Origin of the sequence: uncultured Sphingomonas sp., assembly GCF_936927845.1 — a bacterium.
GTDB lineage: Bacteria > Pseudomonadota > Alphaproteobacteria > Sphingomonadales > Sphingomonadaceae > Sphingomonas.
Window position 1 is genome coordinate 1 of the sequence record NZ_CAKZHV010000002.1, and the last position, 19,808, is coordinate 19,808.

The 19,808-nt window shown below is 65.8% G+C and carries 17 protein-coding genes; 12 read left to right on the top strand and 5 right to left on the bottom strand.

The window, feature by feature from the left end; all coding sequences use genetic code 11:
* Both Q0579_RS00310 and Q0579_RS00315 read left to right on the top strand, forming a co-directional pair.
* The coding region (locus Q0579_RS00310; RefSeq protein WP_298807977.1) for a hypothetical protein at positions 1 to 278 on the top strand (278 nt) is incomplete at its 5' end.
* Between the two features lie 76 nt (positions 279 to 354).
* Complete coding sequence (locus Q0579_RS00315; protein WP_298807979.1) at positions 355 to 942, top strand: hypothetical protein; 588 nt, start codon at positions 355 to 357, stop codon at positions 940 to 942.
* Between the two features lie 200 nt (positions 943 to 1,142).
* Here the strand turns inward: Q0579_RS00315 and Q0579_RS00320 are convergent, their stop codons facing one another.
* Positions 1,143 to 1,361 (bottom strand): hypothetical protein, encoded by a 219-nt coding sequence (locus Q0579_RS00320; protein ID WP_298807983.1) that lies wholly within the window; start codon positions 1,359 to 1,361, stop codon positions 1,143 to 1,145.
* A 545-nt stretch (positions 1,362 to 1,906) separates the two neighbouring features.
* On the opposite strand from Q0579_RS00320, the gene Q0579_RS00325 reads away from it, so the two are divergent.
* From Q0579_RS00325 to Q0579_RS00370, 10 genes are all read left to right on the top strand, one after another.
* Positions 1,907 to 2,197 carry a hypothetical protein gene (locus tag Q0579_RS00325; RefSeq protein WP_298807984.1) on the top strand — a complete coding sequence of 97 codons (291 nt, stop codon included), beginning with the start codon at positions 1,907 to 1,909 and terminating at the stop codon, positions 2,195 to 2,197.
* Positions 2,190 to 4,673, top strand: a complete 2,484-nt coding sequence (locus Q0579_RS00330; protein ID WP_298807986.1) for a type IV secretion system DNA-binding domain-containing protein — start codon at positions 2,190 to 2,192, stop codon at positions 4,671 to 4,673. Before Q0579_RS00325 ends, Q0579_RS00330 begins: the two co-directional genes overlap by 8 nt.
* Before the next feature lie 3 nt (positions 4,674 to 4,676).
* On the top strand, positions 4,677 to 7,748 hold the full coding sequence (gene mobF, locus Q0579_RS00335; protein ID WP_298807987.1) for a MobF family relaxase: 3,072 nt from the start codon (positions 4,677 to 4,679) through the stop codon (positions 7,746 to 7,748).
* Positions 7,745 to 7,990: a hypothetical protein gene (locus tag Q0579_RS00340; RefSeq protein WP_298807988.1), complete on the top strand. Its 246-nt coding sequence runs from the start codon at positions 7,745 to 7,747 to the stop codon at positions 7,988 to 7,990. The genes mobF and Q0579_RS00340 overlap by 4 nt, the downstream gene beginning before the upstream one ends.
* Positions 7,991 to 8,299: 309 nt before the next feature.
* Positions 8,300 to 9,049, top strand: a complete 750-nt coding sequence (locus Q0579_RS00345) for a type IV secretion system DNA-binding domain-containing protein (protein ID WP_298807990.1) — start codon at positions 8,300 to 8,302, stop codon at positions 9,047 to 9,049.
* Positions 9,050 to 10,030: 981 nt separating this feature from the next.
* Positions 10,031 to 10,282: a hypothetical protein gene (locus Q0579_RS00350; RefSeq protein ID WP_298807992.1), complete on the top strand. Its 252-nt coding sequence runs from the start codon at positions 10,031 to 10,033 to the stop codon at positions 10,280 to 10,282.
* Between the two features lie 83 nt (positions 10,283 to 10,365).
* A complete protein-coding gene (locus Q0579_RS00355; RefSeq protein ID WP_298807993.1) occupies positions 10,366 to 10,575 on the top strand; it encodes a hypothetical protein in 210 nt (69 codons plus the stop codon).
* A 71-nt stretch (positions 10,576 to 10,646) separates the two neighbouring features.
* Entirely contained in the window at positions 10,647 to 10,940 is a 294-nt protein-coding gene (locus tag Q0579_RS00360; protein WP_298807994.1) for a hypothetical protein, read from the top strand.
* Complete coding sequence (locus Q0579_RS00365; RefSeq protein WP_298807996.1) at positions 10,933 to 11,766, top strand: CsgG/HfaB family protein; 834 nt, start codon at positions 10,933 to 10,935, stop codon at positions 11,764 to 11,766. The genes Q0579_RS00360 and Q0579_RS00365 overlap by 8 nt, the downstream gene beginning before the upstream one ends.
* 13 nt (positions 11,767 to 11,779) lie before the next feature.
* Positions 11,780 to 12,235, top strand: a complete 456-nt coding sequence (locus tag Q0579_RS00370; RefSeq protein ID WP_298807998.1) for a hypothetical protein — start codon at positions 11,780 to 11,782, stop codon at positions 12,233 to 12,235.
* Positions 12,236 to 12,249: 14 nt separating this feature from the next.
* On the opposite strand, the gene ligD is transcribed toward Q0579_RS00370, so the two are convergent.
* The 4 genes from ligD to Q0579_RS00390 all read right to left on the bottom strand — a co-directional run bounded on the left by ligD (position 12,250) and on the right by Q0579_RS00390 (position 19,584).
* The gene (ligD, locus tag Q0579_RS00375) at positions 12,250 to 13,293 is read right to left on the bottom strand and encodes a non-homologous end-joining DNA ligase (RefSeq protein WP_298808000.1); all 1,044 of its coding nucleotides are present in this window, start codon (positions 13,291 to 13,293) and stop codon (positions 12,250 to 12,252) included.
* A gap of 636 nt (positions 13,294 to 13,929) precedes the next feature.
* Positions 13,930 to 17,193: an error-prone DNA polymerase gene (locus Q0579_RS00380; protein ID WP_298808003.1), complete on the bottom strand. Its 3,264-nt coding sequence runs from the start codon at positions 17,191 to 17,193 to the stop codon at positions 13,930 to 13,932.
* Positions 17,190 to 18,974, bottom strand: coding sequence for a DNA polymerase Y family protein (locus Q0579_RS00385; RefSeq protein WP_298808005.1), 1,785 nt, complete (start codon positions 18,972 to 18,974; stop codon positions 17,190 to 17,192). The genes Q0579_RS00380 and Q0579_RS00385 overlap by 4 nt, the downstream gene beginning before the upstream one ends.
* Positions 18,889 to 19,584 (bottom strand): protein ImuA, encoded by a 696-nt coding sequence (locus Q0579_RS00390; protein ID WP_298808008.1) that lies wholly within the window; start codon positions 19,582 to 19,584, stop codon positions 18,889 to 18,891. The genes Q0579_RS00385 and Q0579_RS00390 overlap by 86 nt, the downstream gene beginning before the upstream one ends.
* Positions 19,585 to 19,808 lie beyond the last annotated feature (224 nt).

Consider the following 19,808-nt stretch of genomic DNA (forward strand, 5'->3'; position numbering starts at 1 on the left):
GCAACGCCCATCCCGCTGCCGCCAGGCACGGCTCGCTCGCATCGTGGCGACCCCTGCGGGTCGCCCACTCGCTACGCCTCGCTCGTGCCGGCGAGGCGGTCGATAGCGGCCCGCATGGGCTCGCTCGCATCGCGGTCATCCCCTGCGGGATGACCGGCTTGCTACGCCTCGCCCATGCGGCCGGACTGCCGCGCATCGGCACGGCTCGCTCGCGTCGTGGCGACCCCTTCGGGTCCCCCACTCGCTACGCCTCGCACGCGCCGATCGACGCACTCTGACTTCAGGTCGACCCCGGCCCTGACGGGCCGGCCGGGACGACTACGCGCTGCGTACCACCGCGAGAGGACAGGAGGATTGAGCGAGCGTGTCAGACAGGGAGTGCCCAGCATCTCCATCAGCTTCACCGCCTCGGTTTCCGCCCCGGGATTGGCTCCAGCAGTCGCAGTCAGCGTGCGCCATCTCGCCGCCTTCCGGGCGTTCGCGCGCGAGCGCGGCGAACACTTCGCCGACGAGGGTGACGAGTTCCTCGCCTACAACTTCGAGGCCCGCGTCTGCCCTTGGTCCCTCGCCAGCATCTGCGCATTGTTCGACCACGATCCCGGCGTGATCGCGGTGATCGAAGAAGCTCAGTTTCGCGGGCTCAACATCCGATTCTGGCGCGTCGATGCCAAGGGCGACGTGATGATGGGCGTTGCCCGGTCCCTCGACGGGTCAACCTCGATGGACCTCTCCAACGCGAACGCTCACGCCCTGCTCGATGCGTTGGGCGTGGACCGCGACACGTGCGGCAAAATCCCGGTTACCGATCTCCGCTCAATGGTAGCTGATCCGACCGTCCGGGAGCGTATCACGAGGGGCGGGCTCGGCCACTACGCCGACCAGCTCGAAAGACTCGCAACCCTCGACCGCACCGAGGACGAGGTACACGTCATTTGGGGATAATGCCTCCACCCCAAGATGACGGGTCATGGGGAGCATCGGCTTACGCCGGTGCTCCCCTTTTCTCTGCTTGCTGGGTCACCAGTCGAGCAGCTCACCCGCACACTCTCGGATGCGAGAAGGGGAGGGCCTTTCGGGCCGCTCCCCTTTTTTTGCTGGAAGGCCTTCAGGCCCGCGTCGCGCACTCTGGATGATGGCTTCGATCAGGCCGTCAAGCGCTTCTCGGCCTCTTCAATCCCGAGTGTCTTGAGGGCCTTCATGACGGCCTCGAACCGGGCACCATCGGCCTTCAGCAAGCCCGACTGTTCGACCAGCTTGAGGCGCTCGGAGCGCTCCCGTTCGTTGAGCTTCTTTCGACGGTCGGCGAGCCTCTGTTCCTCGGCTTCCAACTGCTGGCGTTCCTGCTCGATACTCAGTGCCATGGCTCGATCGATCCTTGCGTTGATGACGCCTCCATCGACCACGATGCCAGCCCGGGGATGACCCGACAATAGGCTACAGCACGTGACCGGATCGACCGGTCAAGACTGGACCTGGTCCGAGCTTCGCCGGACCAGCGATGGGGGGACGGACCCGGGCTTGCAGCCGGGTCCGTTTGGGGCGGGATCGCTCCGCCATCCTCTCGCCGGAGGTTCTTTGACGGCCTGCGGCGCGGTGCTCTGCCGGTGACCCGACCTCGCTCAATGCTAACCCTACGAACAGGAGCCAGAACGACAGAGACAGTCCCTAGGATTTGCACACCGTATGCGGCGACCGCAGGTGTAAGTGCCTGAAATCGCACGGTGTATCCGGCCGAATACGTGTATCCGGGTGAATACGTGCGGCTTGGGGCGCCCTAAGCCACTGATTCGGCGACGTTTTCCATGTATCCGTCCGGATACCAGATTGCCCTTGCGTCCCACCTAGAAAACGCGGATTATGAGAGTGCGAAATCCCCACCAGCCCTCGCCATCGTCGAGGACTGGACATGATAGATCAGCAACGGATCCTCACCGTGCGCCTCAGCGGCGCCGATTGGGAACTGCTCGGGAAGCTCGCTGACCGACAAGGCTATACCCGGGCTCAGGCGGCACGCTCCGCAATAGCCATGGGCATCAGGTTTGCCGATGCCGGACACACCTTCAACGTGACCCGCGCGGTGCTCCTCCTGGAGTACATGCAGGCGGCCATCGACGTGATCATCACCCGCGATCACGGCGACGTCGTGGCCGAGCTCCTCGAGGCTGCGAAGCAGCGACTGGCGACCTATCATGCGTAAGGGCGACATCCGCTTCAGCGGCCAAGCCGCCACGATCCAGCATCACTCCGCGAGGGGCCGGATCACCCGCAACGCCGACAATTTCACACGCGGTTCGCAGCTCCTCTCACACCAGTATCAGATGACCTGGGCGGGGATCAAAATCCCTCTCTGGATCTGGGTCGGCGCGGCCGTCGTCATCTTCAACATCTTCATCTGGCTTGGCCTCGAAGAGCACGAGTTTCAGCTCGACCTCATGCGGGTCTACTCGACCCTTTGGACGTGGGTCGGAGCCGACAAGTACCACCTCATCAACCTCACTCTTCCGAGCGGGAGGATGGTCCATATCCCGATGGGCTACGTTCCCTATCACCCCGCCGTCGACGCTGCGTGGACGAAGACATGGCGCATCATCTGGGCGACGCTGGTGATCTCCACGATCGTCGCCGCCCCGATCATCATGTGGTTCATCACGTTCGCGAACAAGCGCGGTAGCGACATCCTCAAAGAGCGCCACGAGCGCGGGGCCATGCTGGTCGAACGGCCCATCCTGCTCCGCGAAATCAAGGCTCATAACCAGGACCAGTTCAGCCAGGAATGCCGTTCCGGCAACCCCCCGAGAAACGCGGCATCGGTATCCCAACTAAGCCTCCCGGACCGCGTCGAATTGGGGATCCATACGCCCTACTCGATCGCCGGCATCCCCTATCCGTGGCGGCTCGAGCAGAGCCACACCATGATGATCGGCACGACCGGTACGGGTAAGACAACCCAGCTGCGATCGCTCGTTACCCAGCTTCGCAGGCGGCGCCATCGGGCCGTTATCTTCGACCTCACGGGCGCCTTCATGGAGGCCTTCTACAACCCGGAGACGGATGTCGTCCTGAACCCGATGGACAAGCGCTGCGCCCCTTGGACGCTGTTCGATGAGTGCCGGAACTATGCCGACTTCGTGTCAGCCGCAGCCGCGCTGATCCCCTCCCACCCGGACGATAAGGAACCCTTCTGGCAGAACGCCGCGCGCATGCTCTTCATCGAAATGTGCATCAAGCTTCAGGAGATCGGCGAGACCAACAACGCGGCCATCGCTCACCACCTGATGCAGGCGGACTTGAAGTCGATCCATTCCAAGCTGGAGGACACCGTCGCTGGGCCGCTGACGACCGAGAAAGCGGCCCGAATGGCGGAGTCGATCCGGTCAGTTCTGAACGTCAACGGGCAGGCCCTGCGCTTCATGCCGGACCCGGTTCCGGGCGGTCCGCCCGCGTTCTCAATCCGCGACTGGATCTCGGCCAACCACCGTGATGGGTCGATCATGTTCATCACCGGCAGCTACAACGACCTGGAGCTGACGCGCGGCCTGTTCACGCTCTGGATGGACCTCGCCGTCAACAACCTCATGCGCCTGCCAAAGACCCGCGACCTGCGGACCTGGTATCTGTTCGACGAGGTTCATGCGCTGCATGCCCTGCCGGCGATCGAGCATGGCCTTCAGAGCGCACGGAATTACGGCGGTGCCTTCGTCCTCGGCATCCACTCGTTCGATAAGCTGGTGTCCACCTACGGGCTCCAGAACGCGACGGCGCTCACAGGCCTTGCCCGTACCAAGCTGATCCTCGCCACGGCCGACCGGACCACCGCCGAGAAGTGCTCCGAGTTCATCGGTAGCCGCGAAGTCCGGCAGATGGATGAAGCCTATAGCTACGGCTACAACAATACCCGAGACGCCTCCACGCTGACGCCTCGCAAGGCGATCGAACCGCTGGTCATCCCCGACGACATCAACAACCTCCCGTCGCTTCACGGCTTCGTGAAGTTCCCCGACGGCTTCCCGGCGACCCGGGTCGAGCTCAAGTGGAAGAGCTACCCGGAGGTGGCGGTCGGTTTCGAGCCTCGACCGGAGTTCAAGGCCACGGAATATGTTTCGCCGGAGGACCGGCGTCGCAGAGCCAAACGCGCGGAAGAGGGGGGCGAGGGAGGCACCGAGCATGTGCCCAACCGACCGGTTAATGGCGCGGAGCCGGTGCTTGAGAAGCCCGAGCCACAACGAGGGAAGAGCGAGGCGGAGCAGGCCGCTTCGGCTATCGAGATCAACCAGGGTCAGCCGGTAGTCCTCCAGACGTCGACCGCTCCCGGCGCGTCTGCCGATCAGCCTGTGGTCGCGGACGGAAAGCCCGGCGCGACGCCCTCACAATCGAACAATGCGGCGGCAACCTCACCTGTCGGAATGGGCAGAGTGGACGCGACTATGGGCGGCATGGGGACGTCGACGCTGGGCGCCCGCAGCGGCGCGGACATGGGCGACCAGTCCCGCTCTGAGAGCGCCAGCAAGAGCGTCGCCCGAGCGGGGGACAGCCACAGCCAGGATCGTCAGGAAGACCAGGTCATCCGCGAGCTGCGCGACGGTATCGCGGTGGATCCACGCGCTGAGCATCATCACGGCCATGGTCACGATCACGACCACGGCATCGATGATGGCTACGGCATGGGGGACTGATCCGTGCTGTCCGTCGCCTCGATCAAATCCGCGTCCGGCGCGGCGAATTACTTCGCCAAGGACGACTATTACACCGCCGAGCATTCGTCGGAGGCGACCGCCTGGGAAGGAGTCGGCGCCGCCGAGATCGGACTCAAAGGCGAGGTGACCAAGGAGGCTTTCGAGAAGATCCTCAACGGTGAGATGCCGAGCGGCGAGAAGGTCGGTCAGGTTCAGAACCGGCAGTCGGGTGTCGACCTGACCTTCTCCATGCCGAAGTCAGCCAGCATCCTCGCCTATGTCGCCGGGGACGAGCGAGTGCTCGCGGCGCACATGACCGCGGTCAAGAACACCATGGCCTGGGTCGAGCAGAAGTTCGCCGAAGGCCGCACCTACGAGCGGACCAAGTCCGGCGAGCCCGTGCGGACAGGCAACCTGGTCTACGCGATGTTCCAGCACGACACGAGCCGTGCGCTCGATCCCCAAGGGCACATCCACGTCCTCGTCGCCAACATGACCAAGATGGCGAACGGAGCATGGCAGGCGCTTCACAACGGTCAGCTCTGGAAGAACAACACCACGATCGGAGCCGCCTACCATGCCCAGTTCCGGGCAGAGCTGGCGAAGATCGGCTACGAGACATCCGTAACCGGCAAGCATGGTCAATTCGAGATCAATGGCGTGTCGCGGGAGGCGATCGACACCTTCAGTCAGCGCCGGCAAGAAATCCTCTCGCGTGCCGAGAAGCTGGAAATCACCTCTCCGGAGGGGCTTCGCTCCGTCACCAAGAACTCGCGCGACGCGAAACTGAATGTCGAGGATCGCGGCGCCCTCCGGGCGGAGTGGCGCGAGCGCGCAAGAGCGATCGGCTTCGACGGCAAGGCACTGGTCGCCGCTGCCGAGGCTCGCGCGGGCGGCGCAAGGGAGGAGACACGACCTCAAACGCTCGAGCGCGCACGCGAGACTATCGCCGGCATCGCGAGTGCGCTTGGTGACATGTTTGCCCCCAAGGATCCGCTTATAAGCAGCGGGCTCGAGCGGCTTCGGATTTCGGCCGTCGAGATGCGTGCCCAGCATGCCGTCGCGTCTGCCATCCGGATCCACGCGCAGCGCGAAGCCGCCTTCTCAATACCGGACGTGACCCAGACGGCGCTCAATCTCGGTCTTAAGGGTGTCACAGCCTCCCAAATCGACACACGCGTTTCCCAGCTCATCCGGGACGAGAAGCTGATCCCGGGCAAGAACGACCGGATTGACGGCGTCGTAACTCACGTCACCACGCCCCAGGCCCTCGCTACCGAGCGTGGAATCCTCGCCGACGTCGAGCGAGGCAAGAACACCCTTACGCCGATCGTCTCGGCCGACACGGTGCTCGACCGGATCAATTCGGCTTCGGGGGACATGAAGCTGAACGACGGTCAGATGGCCGCCGCCACGATGATCCTCACGACCAGCGATCGCATCGTCGCGGTTCAGGGTGTGTCCGGTGCCGGCAAGTCGACCATGCTGTCAGCAGTCGCCCGAATTGCCGAGCAGGAAGGTCGAAAGGTCATCGGCCTTGCGATCATGAAGGTGACGGCCGACCGGCTCGGGCAGGAGACCGGCATCGAAAGCCGGACCGTGTCGTCGTTCATCAACAGCTATTCCCGTCCGGCACTAGCAGGACAGGGAGCCGGGTACGAGGCTGCCCGGGCGCAGCTCGCCGGCACCGTGCTGTTCCTCGATGAGGCATCGATGATCGGCAACGATCAGATGAAGCATCTGACCGGCATCGTGAACAGCTTGGGCGGCCAACTGGCAGAGATCGGCGACCGCAAGCAGATTGCCGCAGTCGATGCCGGCAAGGCCTTCTCCGTCATGCAGGAAGGCGGGGTCACCATGGCCCGCATGGACGAGAACCTGCGTCAACGTACCGAGCAGCTGCGAACCGTCGCTGCGCTCTCCAACCGTGGCGCGGTTCGGGAAGCGATGGCGGTGCTCGGCGACAAGGTCATCGCGAACCCCGAGGTCGCGAAGGCAGCGTCCCAATACTGGCTCAAGCTCTCTCCCGAGCAGCGGGAAATCACGGCGATGTTCTCATCCGGCCGGGTCGCGCGCGCCGAAATCAACATCCGCATCCAGGAAGGCCTTGCGGCCGAGGGGACGATCAAGGGCGAGGGTGTCGCCGTCGGCGTCCTCGACAAGGTCAACATCGCACGCGAGCAGCTGCGCTACGCTCAGTTCTACGAGAAGGGCCAGGTTCTCGACCTGCACCGCGCCGTTCGCGAGCTCCGCCTTCCGGCCGGCACGTTCGACGTATTGGGCGTTGACGCCAAGGGCCGGGTCCAGGTCCAGATCGGCAGCAAGGTTCACACCTTCGACCCGCAGCGGCTTTCTCCACTCGACCAGACCGACCCGATCCAGCTCGCCAAGCGCGAGGAGATCAAGCTCCACGAGGGCGACAAGATCCGCTGGACCAAGAACGACAAAGAGCGGGGGCTCAACAACAACGAGATCGCCAAGGTTCTCTCGGCCGACAAGGACGGGATCAAGGTCGAAGGCCTCGACGGCAAAATCCACGAATTGAAGACGGGCGACCCGATGATGGAGCGGATCAGCCTCGCCTATGCGCTGAATGCTCACGCTGCACAGGGCATCTCGATCCCGAACGAAGTCGGCGTGATGAGCCACAAGGAGAGCAACCTCTCCAACCAGCGGCTTTTCAACGTGCTCGTTACCCGCGCGCGGGACGACATGATCCTGTTCACGGACAACAAGGAAAAGCTGACCGACGCCATCGAGCGGAACGAGGGCAACAAGACCTCCTCGCTGGAGACCACCGGCGAACTGCAGGTGGACCCGGGCCGCCATGGCACCAGCGGACCACCCCCGAAAGGCAGCACAGACGCGCCGTTCAACCCGGTGCTTCCGCCCGACCTCGATCGTGGACCCGAGAAGCTGGGCGGCACCGCCTTCGACAAAGCCGGCGAGAACGGCCCTGCAAAGCCGGACCTCCGCAACAACCCGTCGCTCGATCTCACCAGCATCCGCGTGAACGTCGAGCCCAAGGGCCCCGAACTTCCCTTCCCCGAAAAGGACATCGGACTGGAGCTATGACCATGCACGCCACGCCGACCTGGGAGCAGGTCATCACCGCCAAGCACTGGCATCCCTGCGACCTCGAGACGCACACGATCGCGCAATGCCGGACCGACATGCGCCACCAGCACGCGATGACGTGGGGCGCAGACGTGCTGTCGTTCTGCGCGGTGTACGCGGTCCTGTTCTCCATTGTCCGGCCGATCGAGCGGGCGCTCGCCCGTAAGCAGGCGACGCCGACACGGGCGATCCCAGCATGAGCCTCGCCGATCGCCGTTACATGCGAGCGACCGATGGCCGACAGCGCACCACGCGTCTCGACCGTCCTCCGACAGACGCAATCGAGATGGATACGGCGCCCCCGTGGCGGGCTGATAGCGGCCCGCTGAGGCGGCATCAGGGCCTCGCGAAGCGTCCTGTGCCGCGAAGGTCGCCCCGCCGTCTCCTGGCACTCCTGGCGGCTTCGACGGGCCTTCTCACGCTCGGGTGGGCAGTCGCCTGCGGCATCGTCGGCGCCAGTCTCCAGACCGAGGGTGGCACATTCGTCCCGTCAGCAGCGGAGCATTCACATGAGAATTGATTATCCTTTCCGGTTCCGGCGTGCGCCGGAGCCAGTGCGGCCGACCCTGACCATCGTCGGGGAGGAAGCCGACGTCGACAGCGCCCTTCTGGGTGACCTGATCGACGGTGTACGCCGAAGTGGTGGCAACCGCCTGGTCACCGTCGACACCGACAACGGACTGATCGCGGCTCACGCCGACCCTGACCGCGACCAGCTGATCGATCCTGCGCGTGGGAACTGGGACTTTTTCGCCGACCATCCGAGCGAGTATGCCCTCTCGAGCGCCGTCGAGAGTTTTGTGCCGACCACGGACCAGCGGCATGCCGCATGGTTCTATGCCGCCCGGTTCGTGCTTCTCTGGCAAATCCAGGCCCTGGCCGATCAGCCCGGCGCTTCGCTTGCTCAGCTCCGGGAAGCGGTAAGAGGTCTCACGGCCGAACAGATTGCCGTTCAGGCCGGCTACGATCCCAACGGGGAGCAAGCCCGACGTTGGGCAGAGACCGTGCGCGCGACGGTTCTCAACGGGATTGACCGCGTCCGCGCCCGCGATCCGCACATGCCACTCGTGTCGGTCGGCCGATGGTTCAGCGCGCCAGATTCAGCCATCCTGTTCATCCGGGCGGGCGAGCCACTTACGACGGCTCCACGCGAGGTACATGCCGCCCTTGCGTCAATCCGCGACCACGCCATGCTGGCAAGGATCGACGTTGCCGAGGTTACGAGCCGGTGCTCCGGCCGTCGTGTGAGCGTTGCATGAGCGGAAATCACGTCCTCCGCCACGCGGGCGATCTTGAGAGCGCGCGCTTGTCGCGCGACCACGCAGCACGGCTTCGCAGAACGGTTGCAGACCTTCGGCCTCTCGGTGCTGCCTTCCAAAGAGCGGAAGGAAAGGCATACGATCCTGCCGGCACGATTCCGGCTCTTCGTGACACACTTCAGCAGTGGATCGCCTGTCACGAGGAGACTGCCGAAGACTTGGACCGTGTCGCCAACGCTTATGAGGCTAATGCCTCAAGTTCGCCTGACAGGGCTCTCCACCGAAGGAGCCCGCTAGCGCTGGCGCTCGGAGAGACCGCGCACAATGTGATCCTCGCGCTAGGCATCTTCGCGCTCTGCCTGATTGGCTATCGCGCTCTGCAAGCAGGTTGGGCAGCGCTTCACCCTTCAGCTGCTGCAGTCGAACGGCCAGCGACTCCGGAGGTCTCCGATGAGCCTCGATGATCGTGACTACATGCGTGAACGATACCGCAAGCGGCAGGGTCTCGACCCTGGGCAAGTACAGTGGAATGATCAAAAGACGAGGCGTGAGTTCGCTCCCGCTGGATACGAGAAGGCGGTTCCAACCCGTGAGGTGCCCTTAGGGAGTGCCAGCTGGATCGGGAAGAATGCCGGCCTCGAAAACGGAGGAGCTTGGTTCGCCCGAAAGAATAGGGGCCACGATTACCAGCGCGGTCGATGGCGATCGCGTCGCAAGGGTCGTGACCCGATTTCACGCATACTTTTGAGCGTCTCGCTTACGGCCATCCTAGTCTGCGTCGGGATCGGCGGGCGACTTTGGCTTGCGAACCAGATGTCCGCCTTGCTTGTCGGCCGGTTCGGTAGAAGTTTTCCTGCCTCGGGATCAGTCGTTGTGCCCTCCAATCTCGACATGAAGAAGGTGCGGAGTCGCCTCACCTTGCAAGGCAGTCGCGAGAATAGTGTCGTCCAGCTGATCGATGCAGCGACAATGCGGCCTACAATGTCGGTCTATGTTCGCGCCTTCGAGCGCGTGAGCGTCGCTGCTCCAACTGGACAGTACCGCGTCCGCTTCATCCATGGAGCGGAGTGGAAGGATCCCGAAGCCTTCTTCGGAAGGAAAACCGTACAGGACGAGGTGCTGGGTATTTTGCCCTTCACGCCGTCCCTCGGGCACGTTCTCGACCTCGGGCTTGGCCCCGACAGCAATCTCGTCGTTCGCCGTCTGCCCGGTAAACCGGAGCCTCTCCAATGACGGCCCTTCATTCGCGCGGTCACGACCATCGTCACGCTCGATCCCGGGCCGCGCGCCGGGACGGCACAGCCACGGAGAAGTGCATGGGCCAATGGGAGTTCGAAGAAATGGGCGAGTTCGGCTCTGACGCCGACGCCGATCGCTGGGCGAGACGTAACAATCTCGCCCCACAAGACGTCCGTATCACCCGCAAGGGTGACGGCGTGGAGCTCGAGGTCCGGCGCTCGGCCCTCGGGGACAATGGCAGCCGCCACAATGACCGTCGCGACGGCCGTCGCACCGGTTTCTTCTAAGCAGGGAAGGATACACGACCATGATGCTACGACGTTTCGCTGCGCTGGGGGCTGTCGCCCTCGCAATCGGCATGCCCGCAGCGGCCAGCGCCGCTCCCGCCAGCCCCGTTCTTCTCGCCATGGCAAGCTTCGCCGGCGAGACGGGTGGCCCCGACGCTGCCAACCAAGCCAAGCTGAAGAAAGCGCATTACAAATCGCATGCGGCTACGCATGCAAAGGGCGATTGCAAGGATTGCCCCGACTGCGTCGATTGCGCCGACTGCGACGAGGCCAAGCCGGTAGTCACCGCGGCCGAGGAAGCGGCCGGAATCTGCGATCCGACAAAGCACGGCATCGCGAAGAAGGCGGGCAAGGCGGGTGCTTAATCGCGCCACCCTTCTCGCTGTGACGGCCGCGCTTGCGGCCGTCACCCCTTCCACTGTTGCAGCTCAGAAGCTCGGCCAGGGCGGCACCGGCGTCGATGAGGCAACCGACCTGCCGCACTGCAGCGCTCCCCTCGGCGTTGCCGCGCTAGTGGAGCAAAAAACGCCAAGCGCGACGGACAACCTCTCCCCGCAGCTGCAAGCGCTGATGCGCATGGCGGAGATGCAGAATGGTGGCAGCACTGCCAAGGTCGATCCGCTGCCGCTGGTCAAGTTGATGGCAGCACGGTCGGGCTGCTTTTCCGTCGCGGACAGGGGCGCGGCCTTTGACGCCTTGGAGCGCGAGCGCGCGCTCGCCGGCGGAACAGCGCGCCCGGTCACGAAGGCGGATTATCTCCTGCAAGTCCAGGTCGTATATTCCGATGCCAAGTCCCGCGAGTCAGGAGGTGGCGTAGGCGGCGTGTTCGGCGGTGCCGTCGGGCTCAAGTCAAAGACGCTTGAATCTCAGGTGCTGCTCACGCTGGTAAGCGTCGACACGGGCATCCAGGAGGCGGTCGCCAGCGGCTCGGCCCGGAAGAAGGACCTCGGCGTCGTCGGAAGCGGTCTCCTGCTGGGGCTCGGCGTTGGCGCGCTCGGGGGCACCTACGGATCCACGGACATCGGCAAGATCACCTCGCTTGCGATGCTTGATGCCTACCGCAAGCTGATCGCCGATGCGCAGCCGAGGCTACAGGCTCGATTGAAGACACCGCCGCAGGCGCCTCCTGTCGCCGGCGGTGTGGCGACGGCGCCAGCAGGGTCGATCGTCTCTGCAGCTCCCGGCAAATAGGAATGGCTCGGCCGTGAACATGATGGATCGCTTCGGGCTCACCCGGTGCCCATACTGCTCCAACGGCATGTTGCCCTGGACGCCCGGGAAGCGGGTGCATCACTGCGAGCGGTGCCAACGGCCGCTCGCGATCTACCGCAGCCTCTTACGCGGACGTCGGTTCCGCATCATTCCACTCTACGCCGCGGTCCACGCGACCGCGGCCATTCTTGCGCTCCTCGCGATGGCAGTCGTTCTCGCGGCCGGCGACAGTCCACGCCACATCATTGCCGCGATTGCTTTTCCTCTCGCCCTCTTCGGCGCGAGCGACGTCGCCGATGGGTATCTGTCGGTCCGGACGGGGGTGAACCGCACCCTGGGCCGGGTCCGCACTGGGCGAGGCGCGCGGGCGCTCGGGGTAGCGGCGATCCTCTTTGGCCTGGCAGGCTGCCTCGTCGCGGCGATCGGGATTATTGCGTACACCGCCTGACCTTACGCGATGGGTCAGCGCCGGACCCCGCAAAGCTCCGTCACGTCCACCAATGAGGCGTGGCGCACCTTGTCGCTGCCTTTTAGATGACGCACGCGAACCCGCATGAGCGGCTCGATCCAGCGCGCCTTCTTGGAACGCGGCATGCCGGCCAGCGGCCGATCGCGGGTGAGCTGCTCGGCCGCGGCATAGAACACCTCCCGCGTGTCGCTCGGAAGCGTCACAGCGGCCCCGCCAGCATATTCCAGCCCGTCGGCCGTGTCCCGGGCTAGGAGGGCGGAAACCGGCTCTCCAGGCGTTGCCTCGGTGCCAACCACGACGAACTCCTCCTCCGTCCACGCCTTGATCTTGAGCCAACTCTTGGTTCGGCCGCTCTGGTAGCGAGATCCGCGCTTCTTGGAGACGATCCCCTCCAATCCCATCCCGTCAACTGCGTCGAAGAATGCTCGACCTCCGCCGCGCACGTCGGCGCTGAAATGGATCAGGCTCGAGGGGTCGAAGCCTCCAATCAACTCCTCGAGGCGCTCACGCCGCTGCTCGACGGCCAGCGACCTTAGGTTAGTGCCGTCGAGGTGCAGAATGTCGAACGCCATGAAAATCAGACGCTCGGGGGTTCGGCCGATCGCAGACCGGAGAGCGTCAAAGTCACTACGGCCGGCCTCATCCTGGACAATCACCTCGCCATCGATGATCGCCCGTCGGCAGGAGAGAGCGCCGGCAGCGGCGACCAGGGGCGGGTAGCGCTCTGACCAATCATGGCCGTTACGCGTGAAGGCGCGGATCTCCGGCCCATCGATCACCAGTTGGGTCCGATAGCCGTCATACTTGATCTCATGGATCCAATCGTCGCCGTCCGGTGCGATCTCGACCAGCGTCGGAAGCATTGGCTCGACAAAACCAAGGGAAGGGCCGCTGCGAGCTTCCGGTGGCAACGGGTCATGGCCGGGCTCATCATGGTGGAGCACATCGCCAAGATTGTGGCAATCGATCGCCTGGCCGCACTCGGGGCAGGGGATAAAGTGCATCGCTTCCGGCACGTCCGGCGCGACGACGGGCAAGGCGTTCAGCTCTTCCCGGATAGAAGGCGCTCGACTTCGCTTCACCGGCAAGAATCGTTTGCTGCGCGGAGTCGTTCCGAACCTGGGAGCAGACGCTCAGCGCCTGATGATAGGAACCGGCGTAACGGTAGCATGGCCCCTGCGCCGACATGCCGTACAGCGTAGGCGCGTCACTGCACGAGTAAGGGTGTCATCTTCGCCGAAGCGGAGCAGGATCTTTTCTGCCGGCACGTTGATAGCGCGCCCGCAGGCACAGACGATCCGCATATCGGAGCGGTCGGCTGCCCATTCGCTGAGCGTATCATAGGCGAGAGGCTCCCTCGCAGTCACTAAGCCACCCCGCCACTCATCTTGGGGTCACCTCCTCGTACTTACCGGCTCGCCGAAGCTGACGAACGATGCCATTGAACGCTGCCGTAACGCCTTGAGCCCTACCGATTTCGTTCTCCTGGGCGGCAGCATCCCAAAACAGCTCAAGCGGCCATCGCTCGGGACAGTGGGGGAGCAGGCACCGCAGAGCTAGGCGTACCTCAACGCAGTCCAGCTTTGCCTCGGACGCCCGGGCGACGCCAGACCGAAGGATATGCACCGAGAGCGCGATCACGACGCGCTGATGCCGGGGCAGGGGGCTCATGGTCAGTGGAAGTCATGCGACTTGAACCGCACGACGTCCTCGGGGTCTCGACCCTCGGCATGGGGTGGCCAGTAGCAATTACGCGGCTCAGGACTCCATGCCTTGTCCCTCTGGTCGGGCGCACCCGGATGCTGCCCTGCGTCGCCCCGGCCTGTCCGATGCGGGAACGACATGTCACCGACGCGGTGCAGGAGGTCGCCATGGTCGACGATGCGGTCGCAGATGACGTGGATGACCTCGCCTTCCTTCTGCACCCGTCCCTTCAGACCGACCATAGACGCCGACATTACGGTGCGTCGCTGCGCCTCGAAGCGGTCGGGCCACAGGATTCCGTTAGCGATTCCCGTTTCGTCCTCGATAGTTATGAACAACACACCCTTGGCCGAGCCGGGCTTCTGGCGGACCAGAATGATGCCGGCGACCTCAACGTGGCGGCCGTCGCGGACGCTGGCGAGATCCGCGCAGCGCGTCACGCCGCGGCGGGTCAGCTCGTCGCGCACGAACGACAGTGGATGCGCGCGAAGCGACAGCTGCAGGTTGCGGTAATCCTCGATCACCTCGCGGCCGTCGGTAAGCGAGCGAAGCTGCACCTCGGGCTCGATTCCCTCCGCGCTCTGCGTCTCGCCTGCGCGATCGGCCGCGGCGAACAGCGGCAGTGGAGCCTCGCCGAGCCCCCTCACCTTCCAGAGCCCCTGCCGGCGATCGGCGCCGAAGCTGTGGAAGGCGTCGCCGTCCGCCAGCTTCTCGATCGCGGCGCGCTGCGCGCCGGAGCGGCGCCACACGTCCTCGACGCTCTCGTAGGCCGTCGTGCTGCGCGCGGAGACGATCTTTGCGCCGTCCGCGTTCGACAGCCCGCGGATCTGCCTGAGACCGAGCCGCACCGCCAGGTAGCGCCCGCGCGTCGGCTCGAGCGTGCAGTCCCAACGGCTGGCGTTAACGCAAGGAGGCCGCACCTCGACGCCATGCTCGCGCGCGTCGCGGACGATCTGCGCCGGAGCGTAGAAGCCCATCGGCTGCGCGTTCATCAGCGCGGCGCAGAACACGTCGGGATGGTGATGCTTCATCCAGCTGCTCGCGTAGGAGATCTTTGCGAAGCTGGCGGCGTGGCTCTCTGGGAAGCCGTAGGAGCCGAAGCCCTCGAGCTGGCGGAAGGTGCGCTCGGCGAACTCACGCGGGTAGCCGCGCGCAACCATGCCCTCGACCAGCTTCTCGCTGAAGTGGCTGACCCCTCCGGTGAATTTGAAGGTGGCCATGGCGCGGCGCAGCTGGTCCGCCTCGGCCGGCGTAAATCCGGCGCCGACGATCGCCACCTTCATGGCCTGCTCCTGAAACAGCGGCACGCCGAGCGTCTTCTCGAGCACGGCGCGCAGCTCCGGCCGCGGGTACTCCGGCCGCTCCAGCCCCTCACGCCGGCGCAGATACGGGTGGACCATGTCGCCCTGGATTGGGCCCGGGCGCACGATCGCGACCTGGATGACGAGGTCGTAGAAGCGCCGCGGCTTCATGCGCGGCAGCATGCTCATCTGCGCGCGGCTCTCGATCTGGAAGGTGCCGAGCGTGTCCGCCTTCTGGATCATGGCATAGACGTCGGGATCGTCGTCCTGCAGGTCGGCCAGCCCGACGCGGATGCCCTTGTCCTGCTCGAGCAGGTTGAAGGCGCGGTTCATGCAGCCAAGCATCCCCAAGCCGAGGACGTCGACCTTCATGAATTTGAGCGAGTCGATGTCGTCCTTGTCCCACTCGATGATCTGGCGATCTTCCATCGCCGCGGGCTCGATCGGCACCAGGTCGTCGAGGCGGTCGTGCGTCAGCACGAAGCCGCCCGGATGCTGCGACATGTGGCGCGGCACGCCGATCAGTTTGCGCGCGAGGTCGAGCGTCAACCGCAGCCGGCGATCGGCGATGTCGAGGTTCAGCTCTTCAACTTGCTTCTCGCCAACACCCTCGGCCGACCAGCCCCACACAAGGCCGGCGAGCGAGGAGGTCAGATCCTCAGGAAGCCCGAGCGCCTTGCCAACGTCGCGCACCGCGCCCCGCGCGCGGTATCGCGTCACGACCGCAGTCAGCGCGGCGCGGTCACGCCCGTAGGTCTCGTAGATCCACTGGATGATCTCCTCGCGGCGCTCATGCTCGAAGTCGACGTCGATATCGGGCGGCTCGCGCCGTTCGCCCGACACGAAGCGCTCGAAGAGCAGCTCGTGCTTGATCGGGTCGATCGACGTGACGCCGAGGACGAAGCACACGCAGCTGTTGGCGGCCGAGCCGCGTCCCTGGCAGAGGATCCCGCGCCGGCGTGCCTCGCGCACGATCGCGTAGACGGTGAGGAAGTAGGGAGCATAGCCGAGCTCGCCGATCAGCCGCATCTCGTGCGCGATCTGGGTGGTGTAGGCTTCGGGCACGTTGCCGCCGAACATGCGCTCGACCGCCTCGGTCGCCAGCTTCTGCAAGGCCTCCTGCGCGGTCAGCCCCTCGATCAGACGCTCATGCGGGTATTGGTACGCCAGCTCGCCCAGGTCGAAGGTGCAGAGCTTGGCGATGTCGACGCTCGCCTGCAGCGCGTCGGGATAGGCGCGGAAGCGCCGGACCATCTCGTCCGGCGATTTCAGCGCGCGGTCGGCGTTCACCTCGCGGCGGTAGCCGAGCTCGTCGACGGTGCATTTCTCGCGCACCGCGGTCACCACGTCCTGCAGCAGCCGCGCCTCGGGCGCATGGTAGAGCACATCGCCGGTGACGACCGCGCGCACGCCGGCGCCGCCTGCTTGCCGTGCCAGCGCGTCGATGCGGACCGCGTCGCCAGGCCGACGTCGCTGGTAGAGCGCCATGTAGCCGCGGCGTCCGTAGACCGCCTTCAGGTCCTTCAGCGCCGCCAGGTTCTCCTCGTCCGCCTCATGAGGCAGCAGGATGGCGATGACGCCCTCGGACCATGGCTCGAGGTCGTGCCAGTGGAGCAGGCACGCACCCTTCCCTGCGCGCTTCTTGCCGACGGTGAGCAGCCGCGTGATGCGCGACCAGGCGGGACGGTCGGTCGGGTAGAGCAGCAGGCGACGGCCGCAGGACAGATCCACGCGCGTGCCCGCAATCGAGCGTACGCCGGTCGCCTTCTGCGCCTCCCACGCGCGCACGACGCCCCCGACTGTGCCGATGTCGCTGACGCCGATCGCGGGGTAGCCGAGCAGCGCCGCGGCCGCGAACAGCTCCTCAGGGCTGGACGCGCCGCGCAGCAGCGAGAAGTGGGTGAGCACCTGCAGCTCGACATAGTGGGTCATCCGAAGACCCCATGCATCCACCAGCTGAGGTCGCCGGTGTCCTCCTCAAAGCCGTCACCGCGGCGGAATACCCAGTAGCGGCCGCCCGCATCGTCCTCGACGCGGTAATAGTCGCGCACCGCCCACACCTCGGCGTCGCGGCGCCACCACTCGCCATGGACACGCTCGGGACCATCGCCGGCGACGATCTTGTAGGTCTTGCCGCGCCACTCGAAGCGGCGAGGCGGCTGGTCGGGCATCAGCGCGATCACGCGGGCGAGCGGCTCGGGTCGCACGAAAAGGCGGATCGGCCGCGGCCACTGTGGCCAGGGTCCCGGCGTTTCGTTCGGGTCGGAGCGGGCGACGGCTCGCTCCGGCACATGGCTCTCGACTGGCGCCACGCGGAAGACGGCGCGTGGGCCGATCCTACCGGCGATCACGTCGACGAGGCGCCCCGGATCGCGCACCAGCGTCTCGCCGGCGAGCACCGCGCCGAGGTCGACCGCGTCAAGCGGCTCGGTGTGCGGGGCAACGAGCCAGAACTGCTCAAGCCCCATGCCGGGGTCGATCCGCTCGATCTTGAGCTTCAGCAGCCGTAGCAGGTGCGGCACCTCGCGCGTTGGCTGCGACGTGCCGACGGCGATGACCTGCTCGGTGCCGTCGACGCGAAGGCCGGTGAGCCGCAGCGCGCGCGCGCCAAGCCCGCGCTCCTGCAGAACGCCGGCGAGATCGCGCAGGAGGTCACCCATGACCTGCTCGATCGCCTCGGCCGTGCCGATCGGATCGAGCAGCCGGCGCTCTACCAACGGCACCTCGGCGTCCTCGCGCGGGGTGATCGGCTCTGCGACGGCCCCCAGCGCCTGGTCGAGCCGCGTGATCGCCGGCAGGCCAAGCCGGCGCGCGAGCGGCCCGCGCGCGACCGGCAGAAGATCCGCGACCGTCTCGAAGCCGAAGCGCCGCGCGGCGCTGAGCGCGCTCGGAGCGAGGCGCAGCGCCACGATCGGCAGCGGCGCGAGCGCGCTGGCGGTTCCACCCGGCTCGGCGCGGATAAGGTCACCGCGGCCGTACCGTGCGAGCGCGTGCGCGGCGCCCGGCGTGTCCGCGACCGCCACCCGCGCCGTAAAGCCCGCGCGGCGGCAGAAGGCCACCAGACGCCGGCAGAAGCGCTCTTCGCCGCCATGGAGGTGCTCGCAGCCTGCGAGATCGATCCAGAGACCATCGCTTGGGCTGACCGCGGCGATCGGCGACCAGCGGCGTACCGCCAGCAATGCCAGCTTGTCGAGCAGCGCGGCATCGGCCTCCGGCTCGGCCGGGCGAAAGTCGAGATCGGAGACGAGCGCGCGTGCGTGGGTCGCGGCCATCCCGGGATGCACACCGAGCGCGCGCGCACCGTCACACGCGGCAACCACCTCCTCGCGCCGACCGACCTTGCCGATCAGCGCAAGCGGCGCGTGCTCGACAGGCTTGGCAGCAGGTATGCTGACGCGGGGTGTCGGCGTCGTCGCCTTGTAGGGGTGGCTGGCAGCTTCCGAGCGTCGGCCGAGCTCGCGCATGGGCGGCTGCGCGTGCGTCGGCAGCGTCGCAATCTGCGCCTCGACGTCTGCGCGGGTCTGCATCCCCTCACGCGCCCATCGCGCGCCCGGACGCCAGCCGCCGCCACGTGGGACAGAACAGGCACCTGGATCGTCGTCGACGGGTAGCTGGAGCGTCGGCCGATCAGGCAGCCGCGTGGCGAACCGTTCCAGCCGTCTCAGCCGCTCCACGGCCAAGCTCGGCAGGAACAGCGAGACGACCCGTCTCATCGCTGCCCTCCACTATCAAGGAGAATGTTTCGCCGCCTCGCTGGCGAGCAAGCTCCACCGTCCAACGCGACCGCCCTACGCCGGCAACGCTAAGCTGCTCCGAGGGAGCGGCACCTATCCGCCAACGCGTCCAAGCGGCCGACGGATCGCTAAGGGGATCCTGGTCCCGCGACTTGCGGCGCCGGAGCAAAAGAATCGGCATGTCCGCTTCAGCCGCGACCAGCTGCAAACGCCGGGTCGCCACCATCGACACTTTGCTTGCCTCCGCAACGATGGCGGACGGCGTGCCGTCGCGTGCGGCATCCTCGACCACGGCGAGCAGCGCGGCATCATCCTGCGGCTGAGCATAGATGACATTGTCGGCCGAGAGCCCCGCTTGGGCCAGCCCAGGGGCGTACAGATCGGTTCGACAGCTGGCCCAAAGAACAGGCCCGGCAGTCGCCTTGGCCTCCCGTGCTGCTATTCCGGCGAGGAAAAGGGTTGCGGCCGCATCGTCGACCAGCGATGGCGTCAGCCCAGCGGCCTCATGCAGCGCTCCCGCGCGCAGGCCTCCGGCTCCGAGGCGGCTGTCGATGCCGCTGACCCCAAACGGCAGGACACGGAAGTCCATTGCCGGAGTCGCCACTGCGCGGAGTTGGGCCAAGGTATGCGGCAGAGAATCAGCGGCGGGGAACATGGGACTCTAGACTCGACTCGTTCCCTTTATGTTCCGCAAAAGGATGCGGGCGGTCAAGCTCGATCCCGGCCCGTTCGTCGCTTCTGCGCGGAACGGGGGTGCAACAAAGCGCGGACAAAGCCGGAAAAGGTGCTTCCGTTCTTCGCTTCGCTGACTCA